Origin of the sequence: Psychrobium sp. 1_MG-2023 (genome assembly GCF_030689115.1) — a bacterium.
Taxonomy (GTDB): Bacteria; Pseudomonadota; Gammaproteobacteria; order Enterobacterales; family Psychrobiaceae; genus Psychrobium.
Map to the genome: position 1 here is coordinate 88,509 of NZ_JAUYVJ010000001.1, position 25,910 is coordinate 114,418.

Genomic DNA, 25,910 nt, shown 5'->3' on the forward strand with positions numbered 1-25,910 from the left:
AAGGAATTCCTTAATCTAGAATGTCGATATAAGCTTTGCTACGTAGCTCTTTAGCCCACGCGCTGCTCTCTTCGGTAAACTTTCTATTAAACATTAATTGATAAGCTCGGTTTTTCATGAATTCATCCGTAGCATCAACTTTGCGTTTACCCAGTAATTGTACGATATGCCAGCCGTGAGAAGATTTGAATGGCTGACTTAATTCATTGGTTTCTAAGCGTGCAAGGGTGTCTTTAAATGAAGGGACATAAATACTAGGATCATTCCAGCCTAGTTCACCGCCTTTAATTGCAGAACCTGCATCATCTGAGTGTTTTTTAGCTAACTCATCGATTGTTGCTTTACCCGATTCAATATCTTTAATAAAACCATCAAGCATCGACTTTGCACGTTCGTCACTTAAGATAATCGAGGTTTTAATTAAAATATGTTTAGCGTTTACTTCATTAACGTCAACTTGTTGCTGGCCTTTAATGTCGAAGATTTTAATAATATGGTAGCCATTGCCACTTTTAAACGGACCAATAACGTCGCCTTTTGAAGTGCCTGCTACTGCATCTGTAAATAATGTCGGCATTTCATTAATATTCATATAACCCCAATCACCACCTTCAAGGGCCTTTGGACCCGATGACGAAGTAATTGCCACGCGTTTGAAGTCGCTTCCCTCATTTAATAATGATAAAACTCTATCTGCTCGTTCACGAGTCGCTTTTTGACCGTCAGTAGACATATCATCACTGTTGGCAATTAAAATGTGGCCTACTTGATATTGTACATTGCTTTGACCGTGTTCTTTCATCAAATCAACTAAGTTGTCGACTTCTTGGTCTGAAATATTAATACGGCGGCGAATAGCTATACGCTCAACTTGACCTAATAAAATGTCATCGCGGATGGTTTCACGGTAAGTCGCGAAGTTAACTCCGTCACTTTCGATTGCAGATTTTAGCTGAGTTACCGTCATTTTTTGCTCGGCTGCTATATTTGCAATTGTTTGGTCTAACTGAGTATCGCCAATACGCATACTCATGCGCTCGGCCATTTGTTTTTTCAAAATGTTATCGATTAAACGCTCAGTCGCTTGAGTTTTTAAAACGCGATCCGCTGGCAGTGCTTGCTTTTCTCTTACAGAGCGTTGTTTAACTTGTTGTATTAGCGCTTCAATCTCACTCTTTAAAATCACACCGTCGTTGACCACAATTGCAACGCGATCGAGTGGGGTAACCTCAGCTTGCGCAAAGTAGGAGGTACACAAAAGAGACACTGTTAGTATTGTTTTTATTAACTTCATTTTCTATCCGTAACGGCTCGTTTTCGCAATCGGCCAGTAATTTAGCACAATTTTGCCTAAGTTAGGTGAAATAATTAGCGACACTGCTGAAGAGCAGGCATTAATTAATTTTTTAAATAGTAAGGTTGCCTGTAGCTAAAGAGCCCATCACTAAGCATGCTTGCTGCATTCTGCTTACTGGTGGAGCCCAACCCTCTAATTTGGAAATTAAAAGATATGCCGCTATCAAACTCTTCTTGCCCCGATAGGGTGAAGTTACTACTTTGATCATATTGTGCCTGCAGCTGACGATACGCTTGAAAGCGGATGGCCCAACAGCAAGACTCATATTGAAGACCGACAAAACTTTCAATAGTTCGATGTAAGTTAATATCTCGGTAAAGATTGCCCACAAACGTCCATTCTTCATTGACTGGCCAAACTGCCTTTAAACCGAGTTGGTTGATCTTACTATTACTAATTTCTTTAACGTAACGGTGGCTTAGTTGTACTAGTTTGTTTTCACTAAGGCGGTAATCAATACTTAATTTACTTTGGTTTATTTCACTTTGATTTTTATTGAGTTGAATTGCTTGGCTGAAATACCACTTATCATCCGCTTTAAAATCTATTTCACCAGCCAACGCAGATCGATCAGAAATATCTTCGTCATTATTATTTTCTTGTTGAGCCATTTCGCTGGTCGACAGATAAAATGTCTGGCCGATGCTCATGCTTAATGACTCTTTATTATCTCGGTCTTTAAAACGCGTAGTGACACCTAAAGTGACTTGGTCTGTATCAACAATACGATCTAGCCCACTAAAACGATGAGAACGGAATAAACCATGAAAGTCATCGCGCAATAATGCAGTATCGTAAAGACTGATATCCGATTGGTCTTGATAAGGTACCCGAAGGTATTGAATTTGAGGCTCTAGACTCTGTGTCGTACCACGCCCAAAAAAGCTTGCTTCACGCTCAAGGTTCAGCATGCCGTGTAACCGAAACTGCGGAAGTGTACGTGAGATAGACTGCTCTTGATGGACGTCAGATTGTTGATACCAAGTCTGCATTAACTTTAACTCACTGGTTAAGCTAAATGCTGAGTAATTGAGTGGTAACCTTAATGTCGGCTCGACATGTAATCGGGCTGCATTATCTTGTTGATTGTCACTTCTTTCAAAGTAACTGAACTCTGAAAACATATCATATTCAAATAGACTACCCATTGGATTCTGGTAACTATGGAAGGCTAGTTGCGGCAATAGTTGATAAGGACTTTGATTAACCCCAAGCACCTGAATATCTTGTACCTTGAAGTTCACCCACCAATCAGGTTGAAAATAGCTTAATTCAATATTTTTAATTAATTGACTATCTGTTTTGTTCGCATACTCAGAGCCGATATCATTAAAGTAGTTATCATCACTGACATGAGTAAAGTCACTAGAAATGCGCCAGTTCTCATTTATTTCACCAGCGTGTTGCCAGTATACAAGGTAGCGTTTCTCGTCATCTAATGAGCTGTCTTGGGGTAAATACTCGAGATTAAATAAACCTTGCTGTTCATCTACAAGGTAACGAAACTCTGTGTTTAATTGTACTCCTCGCTCTGTTAGGACACGTGGAGTAATCGTCATATCAAACTCAGGAGCGATATTCCAATAAAATGGAACACCTACTTCGGCACCGTTATTTTTACTACTGCCAATGGTTGGATAGAGGAAGCCACTACTGCGTTTATCAGAAATAGGTAACGTTAAATAGGGGAAATAAAAAACAGGGACATCAAAAACCTCTAATGTCGCGCGGGATACTTCGGCCCATGCATTCGTGCTGTCAATTTTAATTTCTTTAGCATGTAATGCCCAGTCAGGTTGCTCATCAGGGCAAGTGGTGAATTGTGCATTAGAGAGAATTAAATAACGTCCTTGATCAACTTTAAAACTATCGGATTGGCCGTGCACCATCATTCCGTTTAACCAGTACTTAGTATCAAGTAATTCAGTATGCTTACCATCTAGTGAAGTGGTTAATGAATTTGACGTTAGAGTAATTGTTTCATCTTGATAATGTAAGTTACCAGTAGCACTAAACAAATTATCTGTTTCACTATATTCTGCATTGTCTGCTTGAATAAAGGTATCGCCTGAGTAAAAGTGCACGTTACCCATATAGCGAGCTCGATCGGGGTAATTTATCTCCGCTTGGTCCGCGCTAACTAATATTTGTTGCTGATTACTTAAGTTAACTTTCTTTAGGCTTTGGCCTGGAATATACGGTGTTGAGATCTGACATTGTGCTGTCGGAAACGTAGATTGCGCAAGAGCATTTTGGCTCAATAAAACAACGGAAAGTAAGGTTAATATGCGCATGAGTATAGCGATGTTCTCAATATAAATAAATAATATGGCATTTCAATTTTATGCCAGTGGGAAACAATAATAACAAGGATTTATTAGCTATTATTCCCGATAATAAATTTTAATGGGTATAATAGCTTAAATTGTTGACTAGGGCTATTAATCCTATAGTCGCTGACAAAAAGGAGTAACAATTATCGACATTCGTTGCCAAGCACTAAGCCAATGGTTTAGCCAGTGTATAGGGGTACCTAATCCTAAGCTTTCAGTGGTCAGTGCTGATGCTAGCTTCAGACGTTATTTCCGGTATCAATATGGTGACACCAGTTATGTCTTAGTCGATGCACCTCCAGCGACCGAAAAAAATATAGAATTCATTCACTTTTCGAAAGCCTATGCCAATAATGGTCTCGATGTTCCTCGGGTACTGTTTAGCGAGCTTGAACAAGGGTTCTTGTGCCTGACCGACTTAGGGGACCAGACGTTACTTCCTTTGTTACACACATCATCAATAGATGACATGATGCGTTGGTATCAACGCTCACTAAATCAGTTACCATTAATTGCGACCATTAATCCCCAATTAAGTTCACAGCATTATGATAAGGCTTTTTTTGAACTTGAACTGGGCATATTTGATGAATGGTTTTGTCACAATTTAATCGGTATTGCTGTTGACCCTGCCTTTAACAAAACGTTAGTGCAATGCTTTGATGAAATCATTGCTAGCGCATTAGAGCAACCGATAGTGACAGTACATCGTGACTTTCATGCACGTAATATTATGGTCAGGGATCTGACATCGTTAGCTGTAATCGATTTTCAAGATACGGTACTTGGTCCACTGACCTATGATGCTGTGTCGCTATTAAAAGATTGTTACTTTGAATTAACGGATGTACAGCGAACACAATTACTTGAACAGACTTACCACCTATTTATTGAACGAGGGTTAATTAATTCGTCAAGCTGCGAGTTTGTACAGTTCAAGCAATGGTTTGACTGGATGGGACTTCAGCGACATCTCAAGGTGTGTGGTATCTTTGCACGTTTATATTTAAGAGATAATAAAGCAGATTACTTAAAAGACTTACCACTGGTAGTTGATTACATTATGGATACTGCTAAACAGTACCCACAACTTTCACCCATTGTGACATTATTTGATGAGCACATTATCCCTGTGTTACCAAGGAAACTAACTGAATGTATGCAATGATTTTAGCCGCGGGTCGTGGTGAGCGAATGAGGCCCCTTACTGATACGTTACCTAAGCCCCTATTAACAGTGTTAGGAAAGCCTTTGATCGTTTACCACTTAGAAAAACTTCAAGGTTTAGGTGTGACAAACGTAGTGATTAATCAAGCTTGGTTAGGTGAAAAGCTGCAACAAACATTGGGTGACGGTGAACAATGGGGGCTTACAATTCATTACTCTAATGAAAGTGACCAAGCACTAGAAACCGCTGGTGGCATCAATAAGGCACTGCCTTTGTTAGGTGCGGGTTGTTTTATTGTTGTAAATGGTGACGTTTGGACTGATTATGACTTTTTGACTTTACCTAAAGCCTTATCAAAAGGGCAATTAGCTCACTTGGTGTTAGTTGAAAACCCTGAACATAACCTTTCTGGGGACTTTGCCATCGCCAACGGTCTACTTGCTCAGCGTGGTAACGAAAAATATACTTTCTCGGGGATTGGCCTTTATCATCGAGATTTGTTTGAAGGGTTAGCATCGGGACCATTGCCTTTAGCGCCACTATTGAGAGCTGCAATGGATGATAACCAGATTGCAGGGGAAGTTTACCGTGGCCGTTGGACTGATGTTGGTACGCCACAACGTTTAGCACAGCTAGAACAAGAATTAAGCGCGTAGTAAGGCGAGAGGAGAGAGTAGTGAGAATTTGGGGTAAGGTATTTGGATTTTTGTTTGGCTTTATGTTTGGCAAAATTATTGGTGCGCTGATTGGTCTGTATTTAGGTCATCGCTTCGACCGCAGTTTAGGTCAAGATTTCTCAAAGCAGGGTGGCTTTTCAAAGTTTTTTGTCAATAAAGACTCTTTTGCAAATCAAGCCGTATTCTTTCACGCCGTTTTTTCTGTTTACGGTCATATTGCCAAAGCAAGTGGGCAAGTCACCCCGCAAGAGATACAAGCAGCCTCGATGTTGATGGATAAGATGGGACTACACGATGAGATGCGTAAAGAAGCACAACATGCGTTTAATCTCGGTAAAGCTAATGATTTCCCTTTAGAGCAAACCTTAAAAGAGTTTAAGCGTAGCTCATTTGGCCAACGTGATATTTTACAGCTGTTTTTAGAGGTGCAATTGCAAGCGGCATTTGCCGATGGTGAGTTACATCCAAAAGAGCGAGATATTCTTTATACCGTGGCGCGGATTCTTGGCTTTTCTGTGGCAGACATTAAGCGCTTGCTACAACAACTTGAAGCTCAAATGCACTATCACCGTCAACAAGGTGGTGGGCAGCAACAAAACAACGGACCAAGTTTGGACGATGCCTATTCAATTCTAGGTGTCTCAGAAGATGCTGATGATAAAACCGTGAAAAAAGCATGGCGTAAGCAGATGTCGCAGCATCACCCTGACAAATTAGCCGCAAAAGGCTTACCACAGGAAATGCTAGAGATCGCAAACCAAAAAGCACAAGACATCCAAGCGGCATACGAACAAATCAAGCGACACCGCAATTTATAAAGGTTTCCCTGTGCATCGTCATAACAGCGCACCAAATATCGTTATACCAGCAGGCCTCAACATCGTCATACCGGCAAGCTTTTAGCCGGTATCTCTACTTGGTATATTGTCTTAAGGGTAAAGCGAGGTCCTGAATAAAAGCGCTTCAGGACGACAATTAAAGATCTGCGTCTAGATGTTTAGACGTCTAATTTGACAAGCGCAACCAGTTTGGGTATTTTTCACCTACTATATTCAGACTGGCCTGTGCTATGACTCCAAAACCTTCCCCTAATACTGCAAACGGTATTGCTTTATTACCTTTATTGCTGTTTTTAACCTTGTTCTTAGGCACAGGGACGTACTTAACGATGCAAGGTGTTGAATACGCCTTTTATCAACTGCCAGCGCCAATCGCTGTACTGCCTGCGCTTTTCCTTGCATTAGTGTTGAGTAAAGATTCTATCAACAACACCATAGAGCAATTCATTGCAGGCATTGGTAACAGCAATGTCATTGCGATGTGTTTGATCTATTTGCTTGCGGGAGGCTTTGCTGCTGTCGCGAGTGCCACTGGTGGTGTTGATGCGACTGTTAATTTAGGTTTGAGCTTGATCCCTTCATGGTTCTTATTGCCGGGCTTTTTCTTAATTAGTGCATTCATTGCTACGGCAATGGGGACATCAATGGGTACATTAGGAGCGGTTGCTCCGATTGCGTTAGGCGTGGCTGAAACTGCGCATATTGATTTAGCTATCATGGCTGGTGCGGTCATTAGTGGTGCGATGTTTGGTGATAATTTATCAATTATCTCTGATACCACCATTGCCGCAACGCGCTCACAAGGCTGTGACATGCGCGATAAGTTTAAAGAAAACTTACGTATTGCGGTGCCAGCTGCGCTAGTGGTGATGGTGTTACTTTATTTTTTAGGCGGTGATGCAAAACTACCGCCTGTTGGTGACATTGAATGGCTTAAGGTGCTGCCGTATTTAGCAATATTAGGCTTGGCGGTTTCTGGTGTGAATGTGTTTGTGGTACTGGCTTCAGGGATTATGCTAGCGGGTGGTGTAGGCTTATTACAAACGCCCGATTACAGCCTAATGAGCTTTAGTAAAGATATCTACAAAGGCTTTAGTAACATGCAAGAAATCTTTATTTTATCGATGTTTATTGGCGGTTTAGGTGCGGTGATGAGCCATCAAGGTGGCTTAGCATTTATTGTTAACTTTATTGATAAGCTGCTCGCGCGCTTTAGCGGCAAAGGCGATAAAGTCTCAGCCCCTGCGGCCGAACTTGGTATTGCAGGAGTCGTTGGTTTAACCAATCTGGCTACCGCTAATAATACAGTCTCGATCATTGTCGCTAGTGGAGTGGCTAAAGATTTAGCGCAAACGCATCAGGTTGAGCCAAAGCGCAGCGCGAGCCTACTGGATATTTTCGCTTGTTGTGTTCAAGGTCTATTACCTTACGGCGCACAAGCATTGATGTTAGGGGCAATGTTTAAATTATCACCACTTGAAGTGTCCATGCATGTATTCTACCCAATGCTGCTAGCGGTTTCGGCAATCCTTACAATTACCTTGCGCCGCCGTAACGCATAGCTTCTTTTCTTGACTAGCCTGAGCATAACTTTCGTGTCATTGCTCAGGCTTTTATCGTTATCTTCTTTGACAATAGCGTCTTAAATACGCTACTTTGATTAGCATTCCCTACATTATTACTGCTTTTTTATTGTAGACATCCATCGAAATTATTTTGGACTTTGCTATTTATGTTTTTTCATGCGGCTAGACAGCCAATTTTAGATTTAGATCTTAACTTATGGGGCTATGAGCTCTTATTTCGTGATGGGTTAACCAATGCCTTTCCTGACATTGATGGCAGTGAAGCAACTTCTCGGCTGATTGCTGGTAGTCAGTTTGATTTTTCCTTGAGTGACTTTATTGGTGATAAACCTGCTTTTATCAACTTCACCTTAGAGACTTTAGTTAATAAATACCCAAGTTTAGTGCCTAAAGAGCAACTTGTGGTAGAAGTATTGGAAACAGAGCGACCTGGTAAGCGATTATTAGCAGAGGTTAAAGAGCTCCATGAACAGGGCTATACGGTTGTGTTAGATGATTACACTCACCAACCTGTGTGGCGTCACTTCTTTCCTTATATTTCTATGCTTAAGATCGATGTACTTGAGTCTGATCCGGAAGATATTCAGCAAGCTATTGATGCAATAAAAGATTTTCCTCATATCAAATTGTTAGCTGAAAAGGTCGAAACACAAGCACAGTTTGAATCAGCTAAATCATTAGGCTTTAGCTATTTTCAGGGATATTTCTTCGCTCACCCTGAGGTGGTGCAGGCCAAAGCATTATCACCTGCTCAGTTTAGTTTGGCTGAGCTACTTTATGAGACGAGTAAGGCAGAACTCGATTTGCCTAAAATCATTAAAGTATTCGAGCTAGATGTTAACTTAGCTTATAAATTATTACGCTATAGTAATTCGGCGATTTTTAGACGCCGAGCAGAAATATCGAGCATTAAGCAAGCACTCATCACATTAGGTAAGTCAGAGTTACAAAAGTTTATTTCAGTCTTATTTTCAGCACAGGTTGGTTCAGACAAACCACCAGAATTAATGGCGATGTCACTCACGCGCGCTAAATTTGCTGAAGGATTAGCACTAAAAAGCAGCAAAGTTGACGACTCTAGTGTGGCATTCTTAACCGGGATGCTGTCTCTGATTGACGCAATCCTTGGTGAAACGATGGAATCAGCGATGGAGAAGTTGCCGTTAGCACAAGAAATCAAAGATGCGCTAGTGCAACAAGAGGGGCCGTTAGCACGCCTAGTTGAAATCGCACGTAGCTACGAAACCTCTAATTGGGAGGCCTCGGCGTTACAATTAGAAAGTTTAGGTATTGAAGAAGCAGCGGTACCAGAGATTTATCAAAGCTCGTTGCAATGGTCAAATGCGCAAATGGAGTACGTACTGTCAAACGAAGTGGTCAAGTAAAACTGGCCACCTTGTTAGAGGTTTCTAAGTATTCGGTCTCTGCTAATAATGGCGAAAGCCCGTCGTTAAGCTGGTGCGGCCGATATCGATTGCAATAACCATTGATATAGTCACTAATCGATAACTTCGCTGCTTTCATATCTAAATAACCTAGCTTGGGCATCCATTCTGTTTTAAAGCTTCTAAAAAAGGGCTCTATCGGGGGCATTGACGCTCCTATGTCAATAGTCAACTTAGTTTCGACATATCGGACACGATGATGGGAAATAACTCCCTAGCGAACCATCGCTTCATTTCGCTAATTAAACGTATTCGTTCAGGGGTTATTTTCGTCGGGTTAGCTAATCAATAACGATAACTGCTACGGTTGACATCCAGCACTCGGCAAAGCTTTATAACATCATTGCTCTCTTGAAGTTCGTGTATTAACGAAAACCTTTGAGTGAGTCCTGCATCAAGAGAGCTGAAGCCTTTTTTAGTATTGAATTATCAGACTCTAACTCTTTAATTTTACGCTCTAGTTCGCGTATTTTTAGCTGGTCAGGCGTCAACGGTGTTGCTGATGACAGTTGTCCATTACGCTCATCTCGCAGTTGTCTTGCCCATTTATCAACGGTCGATTTACCTAAATCTAGACTCTGTGCAACATCTCTTACCGAGCGCCCCATATCTACAACTTGTTGTGCTACTTCTAACTTAAACTCCGGTGAGTAAGTTGCTCTTGTTCGTTTTGTCATATTCATACCTGATTAGTTAAAGTGAGTGTATCACCTCTAACCAGATGGCCAAATTCATTGTGCCACTTCAAAGTAAACTTACCGGGGGGTTGTCCTCTTAGCATTTTCTGCGATGTCTTAAGCCATCTAAAAATATAATATTCAGGTTTAACAGCTACTCTTAGTAACGGCACAATTTATTCTGGAATAGTTACTTGCTGATTTTTCCAAATTTCTACGTGCTTACTAAGGCCAAACTCAACAGAGTCACCTTCTTTTATGACAAGAGTATCAGTCACTTGAACTGGTAATTCAACATACTTTTTCCGTCTATTTGCTTTACTTTTGAAGGTAATGGGTTCTGCATAACGATAGCTATTTAAGGGCTTTAAGTAAGCATAGGTAAAGATTAACATGCTGTAAATGTTATCTTACCTACATTAAAAGCTAATCAATGTTTGCATTAAAAGCTAATTATGAATTACACTAAAAGCTAATTAGTAAATTCATTAAAAGCTAACGGTGTTAATATGAATCAAGTATCAGAAAAGCTTGCACACTCGCTAGAGCAATTAAAGCTATTACAAGATAGCGGGATTATTGCTGTGCAATCGAAAATGCTTGAACGCACCGATAGAGAGCGCTTGACTAAGCATGGCTTTATTAAAGAAGTAATGCGAGGTTGGTATATCCCTTCAAGCCCCGATGAACAACAAGGTGATAGCACTGCCTGGTATACGTCCTTTTGGGATTTTTGTGGTGCGTATCTTGATGAGCGCCTTGAGCAAAACTGGTGTTTATCACCAGAGCAATCAATCCAGATTCATATTGGTGATAAAACGGTTCCTTCTCAGTTATTAGTACGCTCACCTAAAGGTAGAAATAAACCAACGACTTTGCTTCACAATACTTCTGTATTCGATATCCGCTCTGCAATGCCAGAGCAAGCGCAGTTAACCATAGTCGATGGTTTGAGAGTATATAGTTTGGCCGCAAGTTTAGTGCATTGTGCTAAAGCTATCTTTGCCCAAAAGTCCATTCAAATGAGAACACTACTTTCAATGGTGACAGATGCCTCAGAGGTGTTAAGTGTATTACTTGATGGTGGCCATGTGGCCAGTGCAGGCCGTTTAGCTGGGGCATTTCGTAACATTGGTAGAGGCTTAATTGCGGATAACATTATCAAAGGTATGGATGCAGCTGACTTGAAAGTAAAAGAAGTTGATCCATTTGAAGATGAAACTCAGATAACTTTTGGTCGCCGTGAGGTTTCACCCTACGTAAATCGATTACGTTTACTTTGGCATAGTATGCGAACAGATGTGATTACTCATTTTCCTGATGTACCTAACGCTAAAATAAATGTTCAAGGTTACTTAGCTGAAGTAGAAGACAAGTTTGTGACCGATGCTTATCACTCGTTATCAATTGAAGGCTATAGAGTAACGCATGAGTTAATTGAACATGTACGTTCAGGCAACTGGAATCCAGAACAATCTAATGATAGTAGAAAGCACTTAGATGCAATGGCTGCGAAAGGTTATTGGGATGCCTTTCAACAAGTAAAGCTAGCTGTTGAACAAGTCTTAGAAGATGCAAATCCAGGTGAAGTATTTGAAGCAACTCATGCAGATTGGTATCTGGCATTATTCGGCCCGAGTGTTGCCGCTGGTATTATAAAGCAATCTGATTTAGCCGGTTATCGCACAGGATCGGTATATATTAGAAAATCAAAACATACCCCGCCAACAAAATCAGCTGTTAGGGAGTTAATGCCCGCACTTTTCGATTTATTAATGGAAGAAGAGCATCCAGCAGTGAGAGTAGTTTTAGGACATTTTATTTTTGTTTATATTCACCCTTATTTTGATGGTAATGGCCGAATGGGACGATTCATTATGAACCTGATGATGGCCGCAGGTGGTTACTCGTGGACTGTTGTACCAGTTGAACGAAGAAGTGAGTACATGGAAGCATTAGAAGCGGCAAGTGTAGAACAAAATATTACCCCTTTTACAAAGTTTTTAGCTTCGTTGTTATAGCTATAGCTCTTTGAAAAAAGTAACTTTTGTAAGAGTTTAGTGGTGCAGTGAATTTGGTCAATTAAATAGAGGTGTTACCATACACCCCATCAACTTTAGGTGAATTAAATAAAGGACACCCACAAATCAGAACGGTTGATATTCCTAAAGGAAGTACTCGTTTTTGCACCACTTCAAGAATAGAAACAGAGCTGAATAAACAATGATCTAGGTTTCACTCTTTAGAGCAGAAAAATCAAAAACTGACATTTTTCCTGAAATTACAGGTATATTTTGTGAGCTTAACGTTATTCACCCGTTTAGAAAGTGAAATGGTAGAACCTAACGTTTTTTCTTTGAAGAGTTATACTTCTGTCTGGGGAAGTCTGTTAATTGGCCTAATATATCAAAAGATGAGTGTGTTGCGGCTAATGTAAACGGCTTCCTTGGTGATCATAATCTACTGCATAAAATACTAAATAGGGCTATTTAGTCAATTAAACTAGCCACCTTGTCAGTAATTTAAACCTTCTCACCACCCAACATTAAAAAAGCCGTATCACTTCTCTTATTAATAAGGTAAGTGATACGGCTTGTTCGTCTTTGCTTTCTTAAGCGCTAGCGCCTGATTATTTCGCGGTTAGTTGCGCAAAACAACGATCAGCTGCTGCAAGTGTATCCGCAATGTCTTGTTCGCTATGGGCTGTTGATAAGAAGCCTGCTTCATAAGCCGATGGTGCTAGGTAAACACCTTGCTCTAACATCAGGTGGAAGAAGGTGTTAAAGCGCTCGATATCACACTTTGTTACGTCCTCGAAGCCACTGATGTTGGTTTGTTCGGTGAAGAAAATACCAAACATTGCGCCAACGTAGTTAATCGCCAACGGAATACCGTGCTTGTCAGCAGCGGCTTTAAAACCTTGTGCGAGTTGCTCTGTTTTCTTAGCTAGCTCATCGTGTAAACCTGGAACTGATAACAACTCTAATGATTTTAAACCTGCAGCCATCGCGATCGGGTTACCCGATAACGTACCGGCTTGATACACTGGGCCTGTTGGTGCGATATATTGCATCACTTCTTTTTTGCCACCAAAAGCACCCACTGGCATACCGCCACCGAGTACTTTACCTAGTGTGGTTAGATCAGGAACAACATCGTAGTAGGCTTGTGCGCCGCCTAGTGCAACACGAAAACCCGTCATTACTTCGTCGATAATCAGTAACGCACCAGACTCGTCACACACCTGACGCAGTTTTTGTAAGAAGTTATCTTGTGGCGGAATACAGTTCATGTTACCAGCCACTGGCTCAACGATAATACAAGCAATGTCATCGCCGTATTGAGCAAATAACTGCTTAACTGAGTCGATATCGTTAAAGTTTGCGGTGAGTGTGTGCTGAGCAAAATCAGCAGGAATGCCCGGTGAACTTGGCTGCCCCAAAGTTAATGCGCCAGAACCAGCTTTGACTAACAATGAGTCAGCATGACCGTGGTAACACCCTTCAAACTTCAAGATTTTATCGCGGTTGGTGAAACCACGCGCCAGACGAATCGCACTCATAGTCGCTTCAGTACCAGAGCTTACCATACGCACTTGTTCCATTGACGGCACAAGTTGGCGTACTTTTTCAGCCATTTTAACTTCAAGCTCAGTGGGTGCGCCAAAGCTTAGGCCAAAGGCTGCTTGGTCGATCACTGCTTGACGAATTTCTGGATGGTTATGACCTAAGATCATTGGTCCCCATGAACCAACATAATCGATATAGTTTTTACCATCGACATCAGTCACTAATGCACCGTCAGCTTTTTCAATAAATAGTGGGCTGCCACCGACACCTTTAAAAGCGCGCACTGGTGAGTTTACGCCACCAGGAATAGTGTCTTGGGCTTGTTCAAATAATTGTTGTGAACGCGTCATGAGAGTTCCTTTGTTTTATAGCTAAGGCTCTGCGATGCATTGAGCCTTAGTGAAATCGTTATTTGGTATTATTTCTGGGTGAACCAGTTTACATCACATTCGTGTTGCTGAACTTGATCTGCAACGCCTAATGTTAGTGCAAACAGTGCCATACGAATGATTACACCGTTTTCTACTTGGCGGAAAATCGCTAAGTTCGGGTTAAGGTTTAAATCCGTATCTAGTTCATTAGCGTCACTGCGAGAGTCACGTGGTAACGGATGCATGATAACGGTGTTCGATTTACAGTGCTTAGTGTAGATCTGTTGGTTTAGTCTAAATTGACCACGGTATTTATTCGCTTCATCTGGGCTTGGGAAGCGTTCTTCTTGAATGCGTGTTAAATAAAGAATATCGGCATCAAGGTTACCTTCAATTTCATCACTGATAATGACTTTATGGCCAGCATCTTCAATAATTGAGACGATGCTATCAGGCATCGCTAACTCTTTTGGTGAAATCAGGCTAAAGGTAATATTTTTATATTGCGCTAATAGCTTAGATAAAGAGTGAACCGTACGGCCAAACTTTAAGTCACCAACCATGGCAATGTGCATGTTGTCGATGGTTTGTAGTTTACTGTTGAGCTCTTTCTCGATGGTGTAAAGATCGAGTAGCGCTTGAGTTGGGTGTTCGTTGGGGCCGTCACCGCCGTTGATCACTGGTACCATAGAACCTTGGGCGAACTCACTAACTGACCCTGATTCTGGGTGACGCATTGCAATCACGTCAGCGTAACTGCTTAATACGCGGGCCGTGTCATAAAGCGATTCGCCTTTAGCTAAGGCTGAAGAGCTCATCCCTGTTGTTTCACGAACAAAACCACCAAGTAGGTTAAATGCACTACCAAAACTGACACGAGTACGTGTACTGGCTTCAAAGAACATGTTACCTAAGATAGCGCCATCTAAAACGCGAGTACGCTTTTTACGCTGGGCATAAGGCTGCATGGTATTGGCAGTTTCAAAAATTTTAGCAATCGCGTCGCGGTCTAGTTGATTGACGGACAAGATGTGGCTACCGGTGAAGTTAATCATTCAACGATCCTTAATGGCAAAGAGAGGTGTTTATCGCGGCAAAATATACCAGAAAACGTGCAAGCGCTAAAGCACTGTTAGCGCTTTTGTTAAACAATATCGCTTTAAGCGCCTTGCTTACGATGCAAGTGTTTTCTTAATGTGCGCCAGCTAATGATGCCGACAGGTTCTTTATCGCTGTGGCTTAGAATAAGCACGTGGCCAAAACGTTGCGGGCTCAACAGGCGATAGACTTCTGCTAAGGTTGCTGTTTCGATTAATGTTGGCAAGAGATGTGGTGTCACTTCATGGGAGTTTGAGGATTTTTCCGCTAAATAATAACGACACTTTTCTTGATGATATTGGCGCATGACCAAAGGAATTGACGTGGTTTGTTTTAAGGTATCAATGCCGTGATGTACCACATCAAACTTACGCCGCATTAGTGCTGTGACTCCTGTATCTTGTAGGCTGTATATGACCGGAGAAACTTTATAACCGAGCTTTTGTTGGTCGAGCTGTTGATAAAACAGAGACTTTAAGCGAAACACTTGTTGCGATAGTATGATTGCTGGCACCATCACCAATAGGCTGGGAAATATAATAGTCGCGTTTTCAGAAAATTCTAATACCGCAACGACTGAGGCTAGTGGGGCGTTTAAGCTGGTTCCCATCATTGCTACCATACAAATTAATACAGCCATTGGAATATAAGGTGTTAACTGAGGAAATAGCGGAATAAACAACCACACAATGACACTACCCAGTAATGCTCCTATGGCATATAACACACCTATGACACCACCGGGAATGCCTAAGCCTAATGAGCATACGGTCGCAATAAATTTGCCTATCAGAACCATAATAAGAAATGTGATTTCAGGACTATCACTCAGGGCAATTGTTAAAGCGCCCAGATCAGAGCCCATAGTTTGAGGAATAAACCAACCAATAGTGCCTGCAATGAGTGCTGCAAGGGGCAAACGGACATTGATACTTAATACACTCGAGTGCTTAGCAATACCTAGCAAAGAGCGGTTAAATGCAACGGCTGCTAGACCAATTAAGATCCCTAAACCTAAAAAAGGAATAACGGATAAAGTGCTTATATCAGGGATTGATAGGTTGGAGTATTGATGCACATTACCAAATACCATACGAGTCATTGCTGTACCGATGAGCGCTGCAACCATTATTGGTAAAAATAAATGTATACGATATCGTTGCACCACAACCTCAAGTACGAATACTACGGCGGCGAGCGGTGAATTAAATGACGCTGAAATACCCGCAGCAATCCCACAAGAGGTTAAGATTCGCCCAGTATTTTTGGGTAAGTATAGCTTTTGCGCGAGATAACTAGCGCTACCTGCCCCGACATGCACCGCTGGGCCTTCTCGGCCGACAGAAAAACCACTCGCAATGGCGGTGATGGCACTAAAAAACTGGTTTATTGTATTTCCAATCGGAATAAAACCATAATGCTTACGCTGTCGGTGGAGTACAAAGGGTATCCCCATGCGAAAGTGTCGATGGCCTGATAGGTAACCGATTAGTAAAATGAGTAAAACACCACAAAATGGCGCGATAAAACGCGTGAGGGTGCTTTGTTCTTCAAAAGCATCGGCAGAGCCCATGTAAAATGTTTGTGCAGCTTCAATGCCAAGGCGTAATGCAATAATAGCCAACGAGGCGAGTAACCCAACTATTGCCCCGAGTAATACGAGCTGCCATGATGTTTTTGCTTGAGCTAAAGGGTATTTAAAGCGGTGAATCATATTCATTAAATAACTTAAGCTCTTGGGTTGATGATGATATTTGTTCGAATGTTCAGAGTACTATAGAATGCATGTTATATCATAGCTGTATAGCAATTCACCACTCAAATAGTCTAAGGTTCCCATGTCTACGTTACAAAAGGTTATTCATTTTCGTTTTGGCTATCTCAGCGCCGCGGTGATCGCCTTGACAGGCTTTATTTTAGGAAACTATTGGTTCAAAACTAATTATGTCCAGCATCAGGGGGCTAGCTTAGCAGAGCTTCGCATCGCTAATGAAAAGTTATCAAGTGAAATGGCTCAAGCGAAAATTGACCTGCAAATTGAGAAAAAAACAGTCGAAGAAATGAACAACTCGACGCTATTACTGCAATCTGAGTTAATAGAGCAACAATTAGCATTGCGTTTTTATCAAAAAGTAATGGCTCCAGAATATACTGCCAATGGAGTACAAATTGAAAAAGTGATTATTGAGCCAGGAGTTAGCCTAGGCCACTATCGCTTTGAGGTATTACTTGCTCAGTTAGAAAAACGCAAACGTTATATTAAAGGCACTTTAAGCTTGGAATTAATCGGTAGCATTGATGGTAAGCCGATGGTGATAGACCTAAAAGAGTTAGTGGAAGATAAAAAAGCGCTCACGCTGAGCTTTCGCTTTTTCCAGCATGTAAAAAGTGAATTTATATTAGTGAAAGGCTTCACTCCGGAAAAGCTTAAGGTCACGATTAAGATGCCTAAAAGGAGAGGGCAGAAGTCTGCAAATGTCAGCCAAGAGCTTCATTGGAACGAATTATTAAAAGTGCCGTTACCACCCATCTTATTACAAGATAATCAGCGCTAATTTCTTAATTAGTTCAAAAAATTGCCTTGTTTCTCGCAATTGTACTAATAAATGATTGCACCAAGCGTGGTGCTATACGATAATTGACCAAATTAGTCAGGTATCAAGTTTTTAGAGGTTATTATGTCTGTTGAAGTTGTGGAAGCTGGAATTCCATTAGAGTTTACCGAAGCTGCGGCCAAGCGCGTTAATTTCTTGCTCGATGATGAAGAAAACCCAGCATTAAAACTGCGAGTTTATATTACGGGTGGCGGTTGTTCAGGTTTCCAATATGGCTTCACTTTTGACGATAAAGTTAATGAAGGCGATATGACATTGGAAAAAGACGGAGCAACCATGATTGTCGACCCAATGAGTTTACAATACCTAGTTGGTGGTCGCGTTGATTTTTCTGAAGGGTTAGAAGGTTCCCGCTTTTTAGTTGATAACCCAAATGCAACAGCGACTTGTGGTTGTGGTTCAAGCTTTAATATTTAAGCGTTAAGTTATTTTATAAAAGCCCTTACTTTGCATAAAGTAAGGGCTTTTTTGTGTCTTAATATCGTTCTAGTGTAAGGTCAGCACAACGTAGGATGATGAGCAACTATTGAGGCGCTCCAAAGTCATCACACCTAATTTGTGTCTCCAAAATGCCTTTAGCACGTAACAAACGAGTAATATCTCGCATCATCGCTGGTGGGCCACATAAGAAGAAATCGCATAAATGTAAGCGAGGGTGTTGATTGAGGTAATCGTTGAATAAATGAGTTTGAATATGGCCCTGTTTCCCTGCCCAATCATTACCTTGCGGTTGTGATAAACTGACATGCCAAGCAAAGTTACGATGCTTTCGTGCTAGTTGTTCAAAATGGTCTTGATAAAAAATGTCGTCCTGATGACGCGCCCCAAACCATAATGACACCTGACGTAACGGGTGTTGAGCTAACGCTGTATCAATGTGGGAACGCAAGGGAGCCATTCCAGAGCCACCGCCAATTAACACCATTTCACGCAAATTATGCTGACGCTCAACAAAGTCACCTAACGGGCCACTTAAAGTTAATGGTGAACCCGCGGCTAAACCAAATAAGTAAGATGATGCTAAACCTAGCCCATAACCTGCCTGCGGTAGCGCAAGTTTGACAATAAAAGTTAGGCGCTGAATATGCCCTTGGTTATGTGCCGACGTTGCGATGGAGTAGCTACGCATTAAAGGTTGTTCAGCACTGACCCTTGCTGAGAGCAGTCGCTGTTGTTGCCAATAGCCGCGATACTGAGCAGGAATGGATAACTGCGAAAATGATTGCTGATAAGCAGGCACCTGAATATTAACAAACTGACCCGCGTCAAAGCTAAATGAACTATTTGCAGGCAGTTCTATGACCAACTCTTTAATAAAAGGCGTGAGAAATGCATTACTGATCACCCGCGCCGTTATCTGCTGCTGCGTTAGACTCGATTGAGGTAGTTCGATATTAAGGTTTTCACAAGCTTGAATTTGACAGGCGAGGCGATACCCTTGGTTCATTTCACTTACACTTAAACTACTCTGTTCTTGTGTATTTAGTGGAGTGATTAGATTAGAGGTTTTAATCATGCATTGACAGCAGGTGCCTCCACCGCCACAGCCTGAGGGGAGTTGGACATCTTGTTCGGCAAGTGCGGCCAACAACGGTTTATCACTTTGCACGGTAATGGTTTCGATTAATTGAGTTGCACTATAAATACCGATTTGGTGTGACTTAGGTTGGCGCTTAAAGCGAAAATCTTTGGTGCTAAAGACATAAAAGAGCATCAAAAATCCACTTAATGCTGAGAAGCTGGCAATCGAGGCGATAGTGATTAATAGTGGGTTATTAAAATCACTGCGTGTTTGGTAGTCCATAATATGCAGCATCCAAAACCAGTCTTTCAACCGCCAGTCATCGTTTTTTAACGTGAGCGCTTGGCCTGTATATGCGTCTAAATACAGACTATGTTGTGCGACATCAGCATAGTTGATTTGCCACACTGCACGTTTGAATTTACGTGTCTCAGTGAGAGCGTGGCTTTCTCTAATGAGCTGAGTACTGGTGATGTCATGTAAACTAAAATAAACCCTGTCAGCGACGTTAATCGCTTGCGCCTGTGAGAGAGGTGTTAAGGCTTGGGTGTCTACTGATAAAGGCTGTTGATATTGTTGATTGATAATAACCTGTGATGCATTGGGTGTTGCAGTAATGGCAATATGATAAATAGCGCTTTGAGTTGAAAGCAGTTGCGTTATATCAATGTCACGGGCTTTAAAAGGCTGAGTCACTTGTGGCAAGAGTTGATGGCGCGGATTGATTTGTTCGCTAGTAAACCAGTTAAATACCAACCCACTGACCACCCAAAGAATCAGTTGGATGCCGATGAGCCCTGCCACCCATTTATGAGCAGTGCGTAACCACATCAGGCTACCTGCTTGTGGTTTTGGTACTGACGAAAAGCTATAAAACAGCAGCCAGATGCCACTACATAAGGCTAGAAAGGCCAGTGAAGAAGCTAGGGTTAATAGTTTGTTGTTAACATCAGATCGCTCCTGATAGTCCATGATATGGAGCATCCACATTATGTCAAACCAGCGCCAAAGGTCGCTACGAGCCTTGATAAACTGCCCGGTAGTTGCTGAAAAGTACAGGCTAGGGTTAAAGCTATCATTAAAGTTCACTTGCCAAATCGGCTGTTTTCGTCCACCGAGTTCAGCGGGGTACTGTGCTAGTTTTTCTATTGACTCAATAGCGCCAGTGCCAGTGTATAAATCGCTTGCTTGTGCTTGGATATATGCTTGGTCAATGACGAGGGGTGACAGAGTCGTCGCATTTACCACAATTTGTTGGCTCGATTGTTCAATAATATAAATAGCTTGCCCGAGTGCTTGCGTAAGGGTTAGCTGAGAAATGTCATCATATGTGTCGGGGAGTGGCGATACAGTTGCCGGGGCGATGATATTCGTTGATGTTCGGTATAAGTGCTTGCCGTGAATTTTATCTAGGTCAATAAAACTCATATACAGGCCGCTAATGACCCACAGGCACAACTGCAGTCCGATGATTAGACCAAGCCATTTATGAGTTTGACGAATACGTGTCGACCAAGATGAATGATTACTCAATTGTTAAACCAACAGAAACTAAATATATGAGTAAGATAAGCGATGAAGTCGGTTGTTGCAATGCGCTATTATTGCAAGGAATAATAGCGCAGTAGAAAAGTGGTATTAGCCTAGGTCACTTAACACGCCAGGGAGCATCATGTGCCCCATTTTTTCTGCTTTGGTATTTAAATAGCCGTCATTATGTTCATTTCGACCTACTTGAATCGCCACTTGCTCGACGACATCAATGCCAACATCTTTTAGCGCTTGTACTTTCTTCGGGTTGTTGGTCATTAATTTAACTTGGCTGACTCCAAAATGCTCAAGCATCGGTTTACACATGTTAAATTGGCGCAAGTCAGCCGCAAAGCCTAATTGTTCATTCGCTTCAACCGTGTCTGCACCGTCATCTTGTAAATGGTAGGCTCGAATTTTATTAATTAAGCCAATCCCACGACCTTCTTGACGTAGGTATAACAGAGCACCTTGGCCTGCCTCAACGATATTCGCCATGGCCGTTTCTAATTGGTAACCACAATCACAGCGCATACTAAACAGTGAATCACCAGTTAAGCACTCTGAATGTAAGCGAATTAATAGAGGTTGGTCTGGAGTTATGTCACCATAAGTTAGGATGATATGCTCTTGATCACTTTCAATTTCAGTAAACCCGTGCATAGCAAATTCGCCCAACCGGGTCGGCAGGCGGCATGAGTCAACATAACGTACAGACATAATTAAACCTTAAAATCGTTAATAGCCCTTAAACGGTTTATGGATACGAGCTATCGTTTAAACTAATCGTTAATAACAAAGGTATGGGCAAAATCTAAAAAACCAAGTGTTTTAGTGGGTTTTTATCGGTCAACCACCGTATTGTTCTTCGATTATACCAATTCTATTAATAATGTGACCAATTTTGTAATGAGGTTAAACGGATTAGGGCACAGGTTCTACGTTCCAAAAAGAACCTAAGTACCGACATCCATGTCGGCAAGGCATTTATTGGCATATGTAGTTACTCTACATAGACAATAAATAACGCCGCTATCATTTGTTTAGACCATGAATAATGATCAGCTTATTGATGGAGTTGGTATTATACCTATTCTTGGCCAAAATAACTTAGCTTAGGGGAATAAACTTGATTGCTTTACAATATTAGTAAGCTAAATTAGCTATTAATCGCGTTACTTGATATCTTGCGCGATAGCGTTAGTCAATCATCTATGGAGCCTTGGGCGTGGACGTCAATCTTATTTCAATTGCCGGTTTTGTTTGGTTTATCTTCTGTTGGTTTGGCTATACCACCTTTGCTCGTAAACAAGCTAAAAAGCGTCGTTGTATTGCATCTGTGTTACATCGCTACCGTATCGCTTGGATGCGCAGATTGTTATTTAGAGAGCAGTTGATTGCTGATACGGCATTATTAGCAAGCCTTGAGCGACAGGTCACTTTCTTTGCTTCGACGACTATTCTAATATTAGCAGCGCTGTTGACACTGTTAAGTACCTCTGAGCGTTTATTTGAGTTGATCAGTGATATTCCTGGTGTTTATCAAGCGAGTATCTTTGATATTCAGGTTCACTTAATTGTGATGATCGCAATATTCATTTATGCATTCTTTACGTTCACTTGGTCAATGCGCCAGTACGGCTTTTGTTCTGTACTAATGGGGGCATTTCCTCGTGCTAATAGTGAGGATGACATTAGCGCTGAGCATGAGAATTATATTCGTCATGTGGCTAAGATTATCGACCATGCGGGGCATAGCTATAACTATGGCTTACGATCATATTATTTTGCGATGTCGACATTGGCTTGGTTTATCCATCCGATAGCATTTATATTCGCCACTACTATGGTAGTTATGGTACTTTACCAGCGTGAATTTCACTCGCAAACCTTGCGAGTTATGGATCAAATTGACAGTTGATAACGGCGTTATAACCCCTGAATTATTATTTTTTAAGGCACCTATCTCATGAAATTTTTAAAACGAGTAACCACAAGCGTAATGGCGATTTCTTTATGTGGTTTAACTTCAATGGCACAAGCTGAACAACAACCTTTTGAGCAATGGCTTGAAGAGTTACGTGTTGAAGCAAGGGAAAAGGGCATTGATGAAACGGTTATCAGTACCGCATTAACGGGCATTACGCCTTACCCTAAGGCGATTAAAAATGATCGTGCTCAGCCGGAGTTTAAACGTACTTTTGTCAATTATAGTAAAAAGCGTTTATCAGACTGGCGTGTCAATACGGGATTAAAAATGCAGAAGCAGCACGCCGAATTATTGGAAAAGGTCGGTAAAGCTTACGGTGTTCAGCCACGTTTTATTTTGTCGTTTTGGGGGCTAGAAACCAACTACGGTAATTACATGGGAAAAAATGATGTAATTCGTTCATTAGCCACCTTAGCTTATGATAAACGCCGTGCCAGTTACTTCCGTAAAGAGCTATTTAATGCTTTACGAATTTTAGAACAGGGACACATTAAATTAGAAGACATGAAGGGCTCATGGAGTGGTGCGATGGGGCAGGGGCAGTTCATGCCGTCTAGCTTTTTACGCTTTGCTCAAGACTTCGACGGCGATGGTAAAAAAGATATTTGGAACAACCACGCCGATGTTTTCGCCTCAATCGCATTCTATTTAAAACACTTTGGCTGGAGCGATCAGCAAACTTGGGGTCGTCAAGTTACCTTACCTGACAATGCGTCAAGCTGGTTAGCACAAGTGAAAGCAGATAAGCCTGAAAAGGGTTGCCGTGCGCTACGTAGCCATACAGCGAAACTGCCGTTAAGTAAGTGGAATGAGTTAGGGATTCGTCGTCTTAATACGCAAGAATTGCCTCAAGTTAATATGACTGCAACACTAATTACGCCAGATGGTGTTAATGGCCCCGCCTTCTTAACCTATAATAATTACCGCACTATTTTACGCTATAACTGTGCCAACAGTTATGCGATAACAATTGGCTTGCTAGCGGATAAATTTAAGTCTTAATCTTATGTTGTTAAATGGGCTTTTGCAGTGCCCATTTAATCCCTTTGCATGACATTACATGGAAGTAGCGAATCACTATGTGGATATATTTTACCTTGCTCGCTGCTTCAATGCAGTCTTGGCGGAATGCTTTTCAAAGTAAACTGAGTCAGGAAGTTAATGTCACTGGCGTGACGTTGGCACGCTTCATTTGGGCGGGGCCGATTGCCGCACTTTATTTATTAGGGCTTTATCAGTGGCAAGATGCCTCATGGCCTCAAATATCACCTGCGCTGATATTCTTTATTGTTGGTGCATCATTAATGCAAATCATTGCTACGGCATTAATGGTTAAACTATTCCAACTTAATAATTTTGCTGTTGGCGCAGGGCTAGCCAAAAGTGAAGCACTAGTTGCGGCGATACTCGGTACGATATTTTTTGGCACTAGCCTGACTTGGTTTGGTTGGGGCGGTGTCATGGTCGGTGCCGTTGCTATCTTTATTATGAGTACCACGCAAGGGCTTAAAGGTTTATCGCTAAAGACCATGTCTATAGGGTTGGCGAGTGGTACTTGTTTTGCCTTAACCTCATTGTGGGTGCGTGAAGCAAGCCTGACACTTGATTTACCAGTACTGCATCGCGCAGGTTGGGTGCTGCTATCGGTGATTAGTCTACAAACTATATTGATGGTGAGTTATCTATTGTTAAAAGATCGCTTAACATTATCGGCGTTATGGCAGCGTCCTCGATTAACATTATTAACCAGTGCTACCAGTTGCTTTGGCTCAATTGGCTGGTTTAGTGCCATGGCATTACAAGCGGTTCCGTATGTGAAAACACTCGGGCAGGTTGAAGTGTTCTTTACTATGCTTATTGCTGTATTTTGGCTTAAACAGTCGGTGAAAATTAAAGATGGCCTTGGCCTCATTCTGATTGCCATAGCGGCGGTCATGGTGATGTGGGTGTAATGAATGCCTTTTATTCCACAAAATTAACAACAAAAAGGGTTAAAGATGAGTAAAGTCGCAGTAATTACCGGTGCCAATAGAGGTATTGGCTTGGCAATGACCAATCAATTAATAAATCGTGGTTATTATGTGTATGCCGTATGTCGTCAGTCTAGCGCAGCTCTTGAAGCATTAGATGTTGAGGTGGTTTCTGGTGTAGATGTAACCAATACCCATGCGCTGGAAGACTTGGCTAAGCGTTTGGTTGGACGTGATATTAATTTGTTGATTAACAATGCGGGAATTTTGCATCATGAAGATCTTAATGACCTCAACCAAGCGACGATTGAACAACAATTTCTAGTGAATGCGATGGCACCCGTTGCAGTAACCGTCGCGTTACAGGGGTTATTTAAGGCTGGCAGTAAAGTTGCTATGATCACCTCACGCATGGGCTCTATCGCCGATAATGGTTCGGGTGGTTATTATGGTTACCGTATGTCTAAGGCTGCGTTAAATGCGGCGAGTGTGTCATTAGCCAATGATCTTCGTGATAGAGAGGTTAGCGTCGGAATTTACCACCCCGGATTCGTACAAACCGATATGGTAGGTCATCAGGGAGATATCAGTGCTGAGGTTGCTGCCGAGCGTTTAATTAATTTAATGGAAGCCCAAGATATGTCACAATCGGGCGTATTTAAACATTCAAATGGGCAAAATCTACCTTGGTAGTTGATATTGCCGTAGTGATAATAAAATAAAGAAGTAGTATGGAATTTAGATTTAAAACAGATTTTCTTAGCAATTCTTACCGTGTCGATTTTTCGATGGGGCATGAAGCCTTTGGTCATTGGCTACTCAATGAGCTAGGTAATGACCAAGCGGCAATTGAGCAACTGTTAGTGAAAATTGAGCTGATAAAGACTGAACGTGATGTGGAAGAGCTGATTGAGGGACGAGATTTCTCACTGACCTTAACCGAAGAGGATGCCATCGTTATGGCTAATAGTTTACACCTTGAAGGTGAGCTACCTCAGGGAGAGGATATGTCTCATTATGATGCAGAAAGTTTTAGTCAGTGTGGTATCGAAGATTTTGAGTCGATGATTCAAAGTTGGCAGGAGTTTATTTAATCCCTCCATTTTGTCTTGCTAAAGCATAGGTTAAAGGTCGCTGCAGGGACGTAGTGATTTTCAACAAAC

The 25,910-nt window shown here is 41.6% G+C and carries 23 protein-coding genes; 13 read left to right on the top strand and 10 right to left on the bottom strand.

All coding sequences use genetic code 11. The features are described from left to right. Window positions 1-10: 10 nt before the first annotated feature. The gene (surA, locus tag Q8W26_RS00345; protein WP_101212738.1) at window positions 11-1,294 is read right to left on the bottom strand and encodes a peptidylprolyl isomerase SurA; all 1,284 of its coding nucleotides are present in this window, start codon (window positions 1,292-1,294) and stop codon (window positions 11-13) included. Window positions 1,295-1,398: 104 nt separating this feature from the next. Then, a complete protein-coding gene (gene lptD, locus Q8W26_RS00350) occupies window positions 1,399-3,651 on the bottom strand; it encodes an LPS assembly protein LptD (protein ID WP_101212740.1) in 2,253 nt (750 codons plus the stop codon). A gap of 256 nt (window positions 3,652-3,907) precedes the next feature. Here lptD and Q8W26_RS00355 point away from each other — a divergent pair, with 256 nt between their 5' ends. The 5 genes from Q8W26_RS00355 (at window position 3,908) to Q8W26_RS00375 (ending at window position 9,345) form a co-directional block, all read left to right on the top strand. Next, complete coding sequence (locus tag Q8W26_RS00355) at window positions 3,908-4,858, top strand: aminoglycoside phosphotransferase family protein (protein ID WP_305471835.1); 951 nt, start codon at window positions 3,908-3,910, stop codon at window positions 4,856-4,858. Then, the gene (murU, locus tag Q8W26_RS00360) at window positions 4,846-5,514 is read left to right on the top strand and encodes an N-acetylmuramate alpha-1-phosphate uridylyltransferase MurU (RefSeq protein WP_101212744.1); all 669 of its coding nucleotides are present in this window, start codon (window positions 4,846-4,848) and stop codon (window positions 5,512-5,514) included. Before Q8W26_RS00355 ends, murU begins: the two co-directional genes overlap by 13 nt. 20 nt (window positions 5,515-5,534) lie before the next feature. Next, entirely contained in the window at window positions 5,535-6,353 is an 819-nt protein-coding gene (djlA, locus tag Q8W26_RS00365; protein ID WP_101212745.1) for a co-chaperone DjlA, read from the top strand. 251 nt (window positions 6,354-6,604) lie between these two features. Continuing rightward, on the top strand, window positions 6,605-7,936 hold the full coding sequence (locus tag Q8W26_RS00370; RefSeq protein WP_101212747.1) for a Na+/H+ antiporter NhaC family protein: 1,332 nt from the start codon (window positions 6,605-6,607) through the stop codon (window positions 7,934-7,936). Window positions 7,937-8,106: 170 nt separating this feature from the next. Then, window positions 8,107-9,345 (top strand): EAL and HDOD domain-containing protein, encoded by a 1,239-nt coding sequence (locus Q8W26_RS00375; protein WP_101212749.1) that lies wholly within the window; start codon window positions 8,107-8,109, stop codon window positions 9,343-9,345. Here the strand turns inward: Q8W26_RS00375 and Q8W26_RS17865 are convergent. From Q8W26_RS17865 to Q8W26_RS00385, 3 genes are all read right to left on the bottom strand, one after another. Continuing rightward, on the bottom strand, window positions 9,338-9,553 hold the full coding sequence (locus Q8W26_RS17865; RefSeq protein ID WP_370694247.1) for an IS3 family transposase: 216 nt from the start codon (window positions 9,551-9,553) through the stop codon (window positions 9,338-9,340). The genes Q8W26_RS00375 and Q8W26_RS17865 overlap by 8 nt on opposite strands. A 217-nt stretch (window positions 9,554-9,770) precedes the next feature. Beyond that, the gene (locus Q8W26_RS17870; RefSeq protein ID WP_370694248.1) at window positions 9,771-10,082 is read right to left on the bottom strand and encodes a transposase; all 312 of its coding nucleotides are present in this window, start codon (window positions 10,080-10,082) and stop codon (window positions 9,771-9,773) included. A 176-nt stretch (window positions 10,083-10,258) separates the two neighbouring features. Next, entirely contained in the window at window positions 10,259-10,477 is a 219-nt protein-coding gene (locus tag Q8W26_RS00385; RefSeq protein WP_101212751.1) for a hypothetical protein, read from the bottom strand. Window positions 10,478-10,591: 114 nt separating this feature from the next. Between Q8W26_RS00385 and Q8W26_RS00390 the strand changes: the two genes are divergently transcribed. Continuing rightward, the gene (locus Q8W26_RS00390) at window positions 10,592-12,103 is read left to right on the top strand and encodes a Fic family protein (RefSeq protein WP_101212753.1); all 1,512 of its coding nucleotides are present in this window, start codon (window positions 10,592-10,594) and stop codon (window positions 12,101-12,103) included. Window positions 12,104-12,711: 608 nt separating this feature from the next. Here the strand turns inward: Q8W26_RS00390 and hemL are convergent. The 3 genes from hemL to Q8W26_RS00405 all read right to left on the bottom strand — a co-directional run bounded on the left by hemL (window position 12,712) and on the right by Q8W26_RS00405 (window position 16,840). Next, window positions 12,712-14,001 carry a glutamate-1-semialdehyde 2,1-aminomutase gene (gene hemL / locus Q8W26_RS00395; protein ID WP_101212755.1) on the bottom strand — a complete coding sequence of 430 codons (1,290 nt, stop codon included), beginning with the start codon at window positions 13,999-14,001 and terminating at the stop codon, window positions 12,712-12,714. A 68-nt stretch (window positions 14,002-14,069) separates the two neighbouring features. Beyond that, entirely contained in the window at window positions 14,070-15,077 is a 1,008-nt protein-coding gene (locus tag Q8W26_RS00400) for an aspartate carbamoyltransferase (protein WP_101212757.1), read from the bottom strand. A gap of 104 nt (window positions 15,078-15,181) precedes the next feature. Next, window positions 15,182-16,840, bottom strand: a complete 1,659-nt coding sequence (locus Q8W26_RS00405; RefSeq protein WP_101212759.1) for a chloride channel protein — start codon at window positions 16,838-16,840, stop codon at window positions 15,182-15,184. A gap of 118 nt (window positions 16,841-16,958) precedes the next feature. Here Q8W26_RS00405 and Q8W26_RS00410 point away from each other — a divergent pair, with 118 nt between their 5' ends. Together Q8W26_RS00410 and erpA are read left to right on the top strand one after the other, a co-directional pair. After that, on the top strand, window positions 16,959-17,675 hold the full coding sequence (locus Q8W26_RS00410; RefSeq protein ID WP_101212761.1) for a DUF6776 family protein: 717 nt from the start codon (window positions 16,959-16,961) through the stop codon (window positions 17,673-17,675). Window positions 17,676-17,798: 123 nt separating this feature from the next. Next, complete coding sequence (gene erpA / locus Q8W26_RS00415; RefSeq protein WP_101212763.1) at window positions 17,799-18,152, top strand: iron-sulfur cluster insertion protein ErpA; 354 nt, start codon at window positions 17,799-17,801, stop codon at window positions 18,150-18,152. A gap of 106 nt (window positions 18,153-18,258) precedes the next feature. Here the strand turns inward: erpA and nqrF are convergent, their stop codons facing one another. Next, on the bottom strand, window positions 18,259-20,790 hold the full coding sequence (nqrF, locus tag Q8W26_RS00420; RefSeq protein WP_101212765.1) for an NADH:ubiquinone reductase (Na(+)-transporting) subunit F: 2,532 nt from the start codon (window positions 20,788-20,790) through the stop codon (window positions 18,259-18,261). A 105-nt stretch (window positions 20,791-20,895) separates the two neighbouring features. After that, window positions 20,896-21,507: a GTP cyclohydrolase II gene (gene ribA, locus Q8W26_RS00425; RefSeq protein WP_101212767.1), complete on the bottom strand. Its 612-nt coding sequence runs from the start codon at window positions 21,505-21,507 to the stop codon at window positions 20,896-20,898. A gap of 508 nt (window positions 21,508-22,015) precedes the next feature. Here ribA and Q8W26_RS00430 point away from each other — a divergent pair. The 5 genes from Q8W26_RS00430 (at window position 22,016) to Q8W26_RS00450 (ending at window position 25,841) form a co-directional block, all read left to right on the top strand. Continuing rightward, window positions 22,016-22,708, top strand: coding sequence for a DUF599 domain-containing protein (locus Q8W26_RS00430; RefSeq protein ID WP_305471843.1), 693 nt, complete (start codon window positions 22,016-22,018; stop codon window positions 22,706-22,708). Between the two features lie 48 nt (window positions 22,709-22,756). Beyond that, on the top strand, window positions 22,757-23,779 hold the full coding sequence (locus tag Q8W26_RS00435) for a lytic transglycosylase domain-containing protein (RefSeq protein WP_101212771.1): 1,023 nt from the start codon (window positions 22,757-22,759) through the stop codon (window positions 23,777-23,779). A 77-nt stretch (window positions 23,780-23,856) separates the two neighbouring features. Continuing rightward, on the top strand, window positions 23,857-24,729 hold the full coding sequence (locus Q8W26_RS00440) for a DMT family transporter (RefSeq protein ID WP_101212773.1): 873 nt from the start codon (window positions 23,857-23,859) through the stop codon (window positions 24,727-24,729). Between the two features lie 45 nt (window positions 24,730-24,774). Then, window positions 24,775-25,440: an SDR family oxidoreductase gene (locus Q8W26_RS00445; RefSeq protein ID WP_101212775.1), complete on the top strand. Its 666-nt coding sequence runs from the start codon at window positions 24,775-24,777 to the stop codon at window positions 25,438-25,440. A gap of 38 nt (window positions 25,441-25,478) precedes the next feature. Next, entirely contained in the window at window positions 25,479-25,841 is a 363-nt protein-coding gene (locus Q8W26_RS00450; RefSeq protein ID WP_101212777.1) for a YacL family protein, read from the top strand. Window positions 25,842-25,910: the final 69 nt, after the last annotated feature.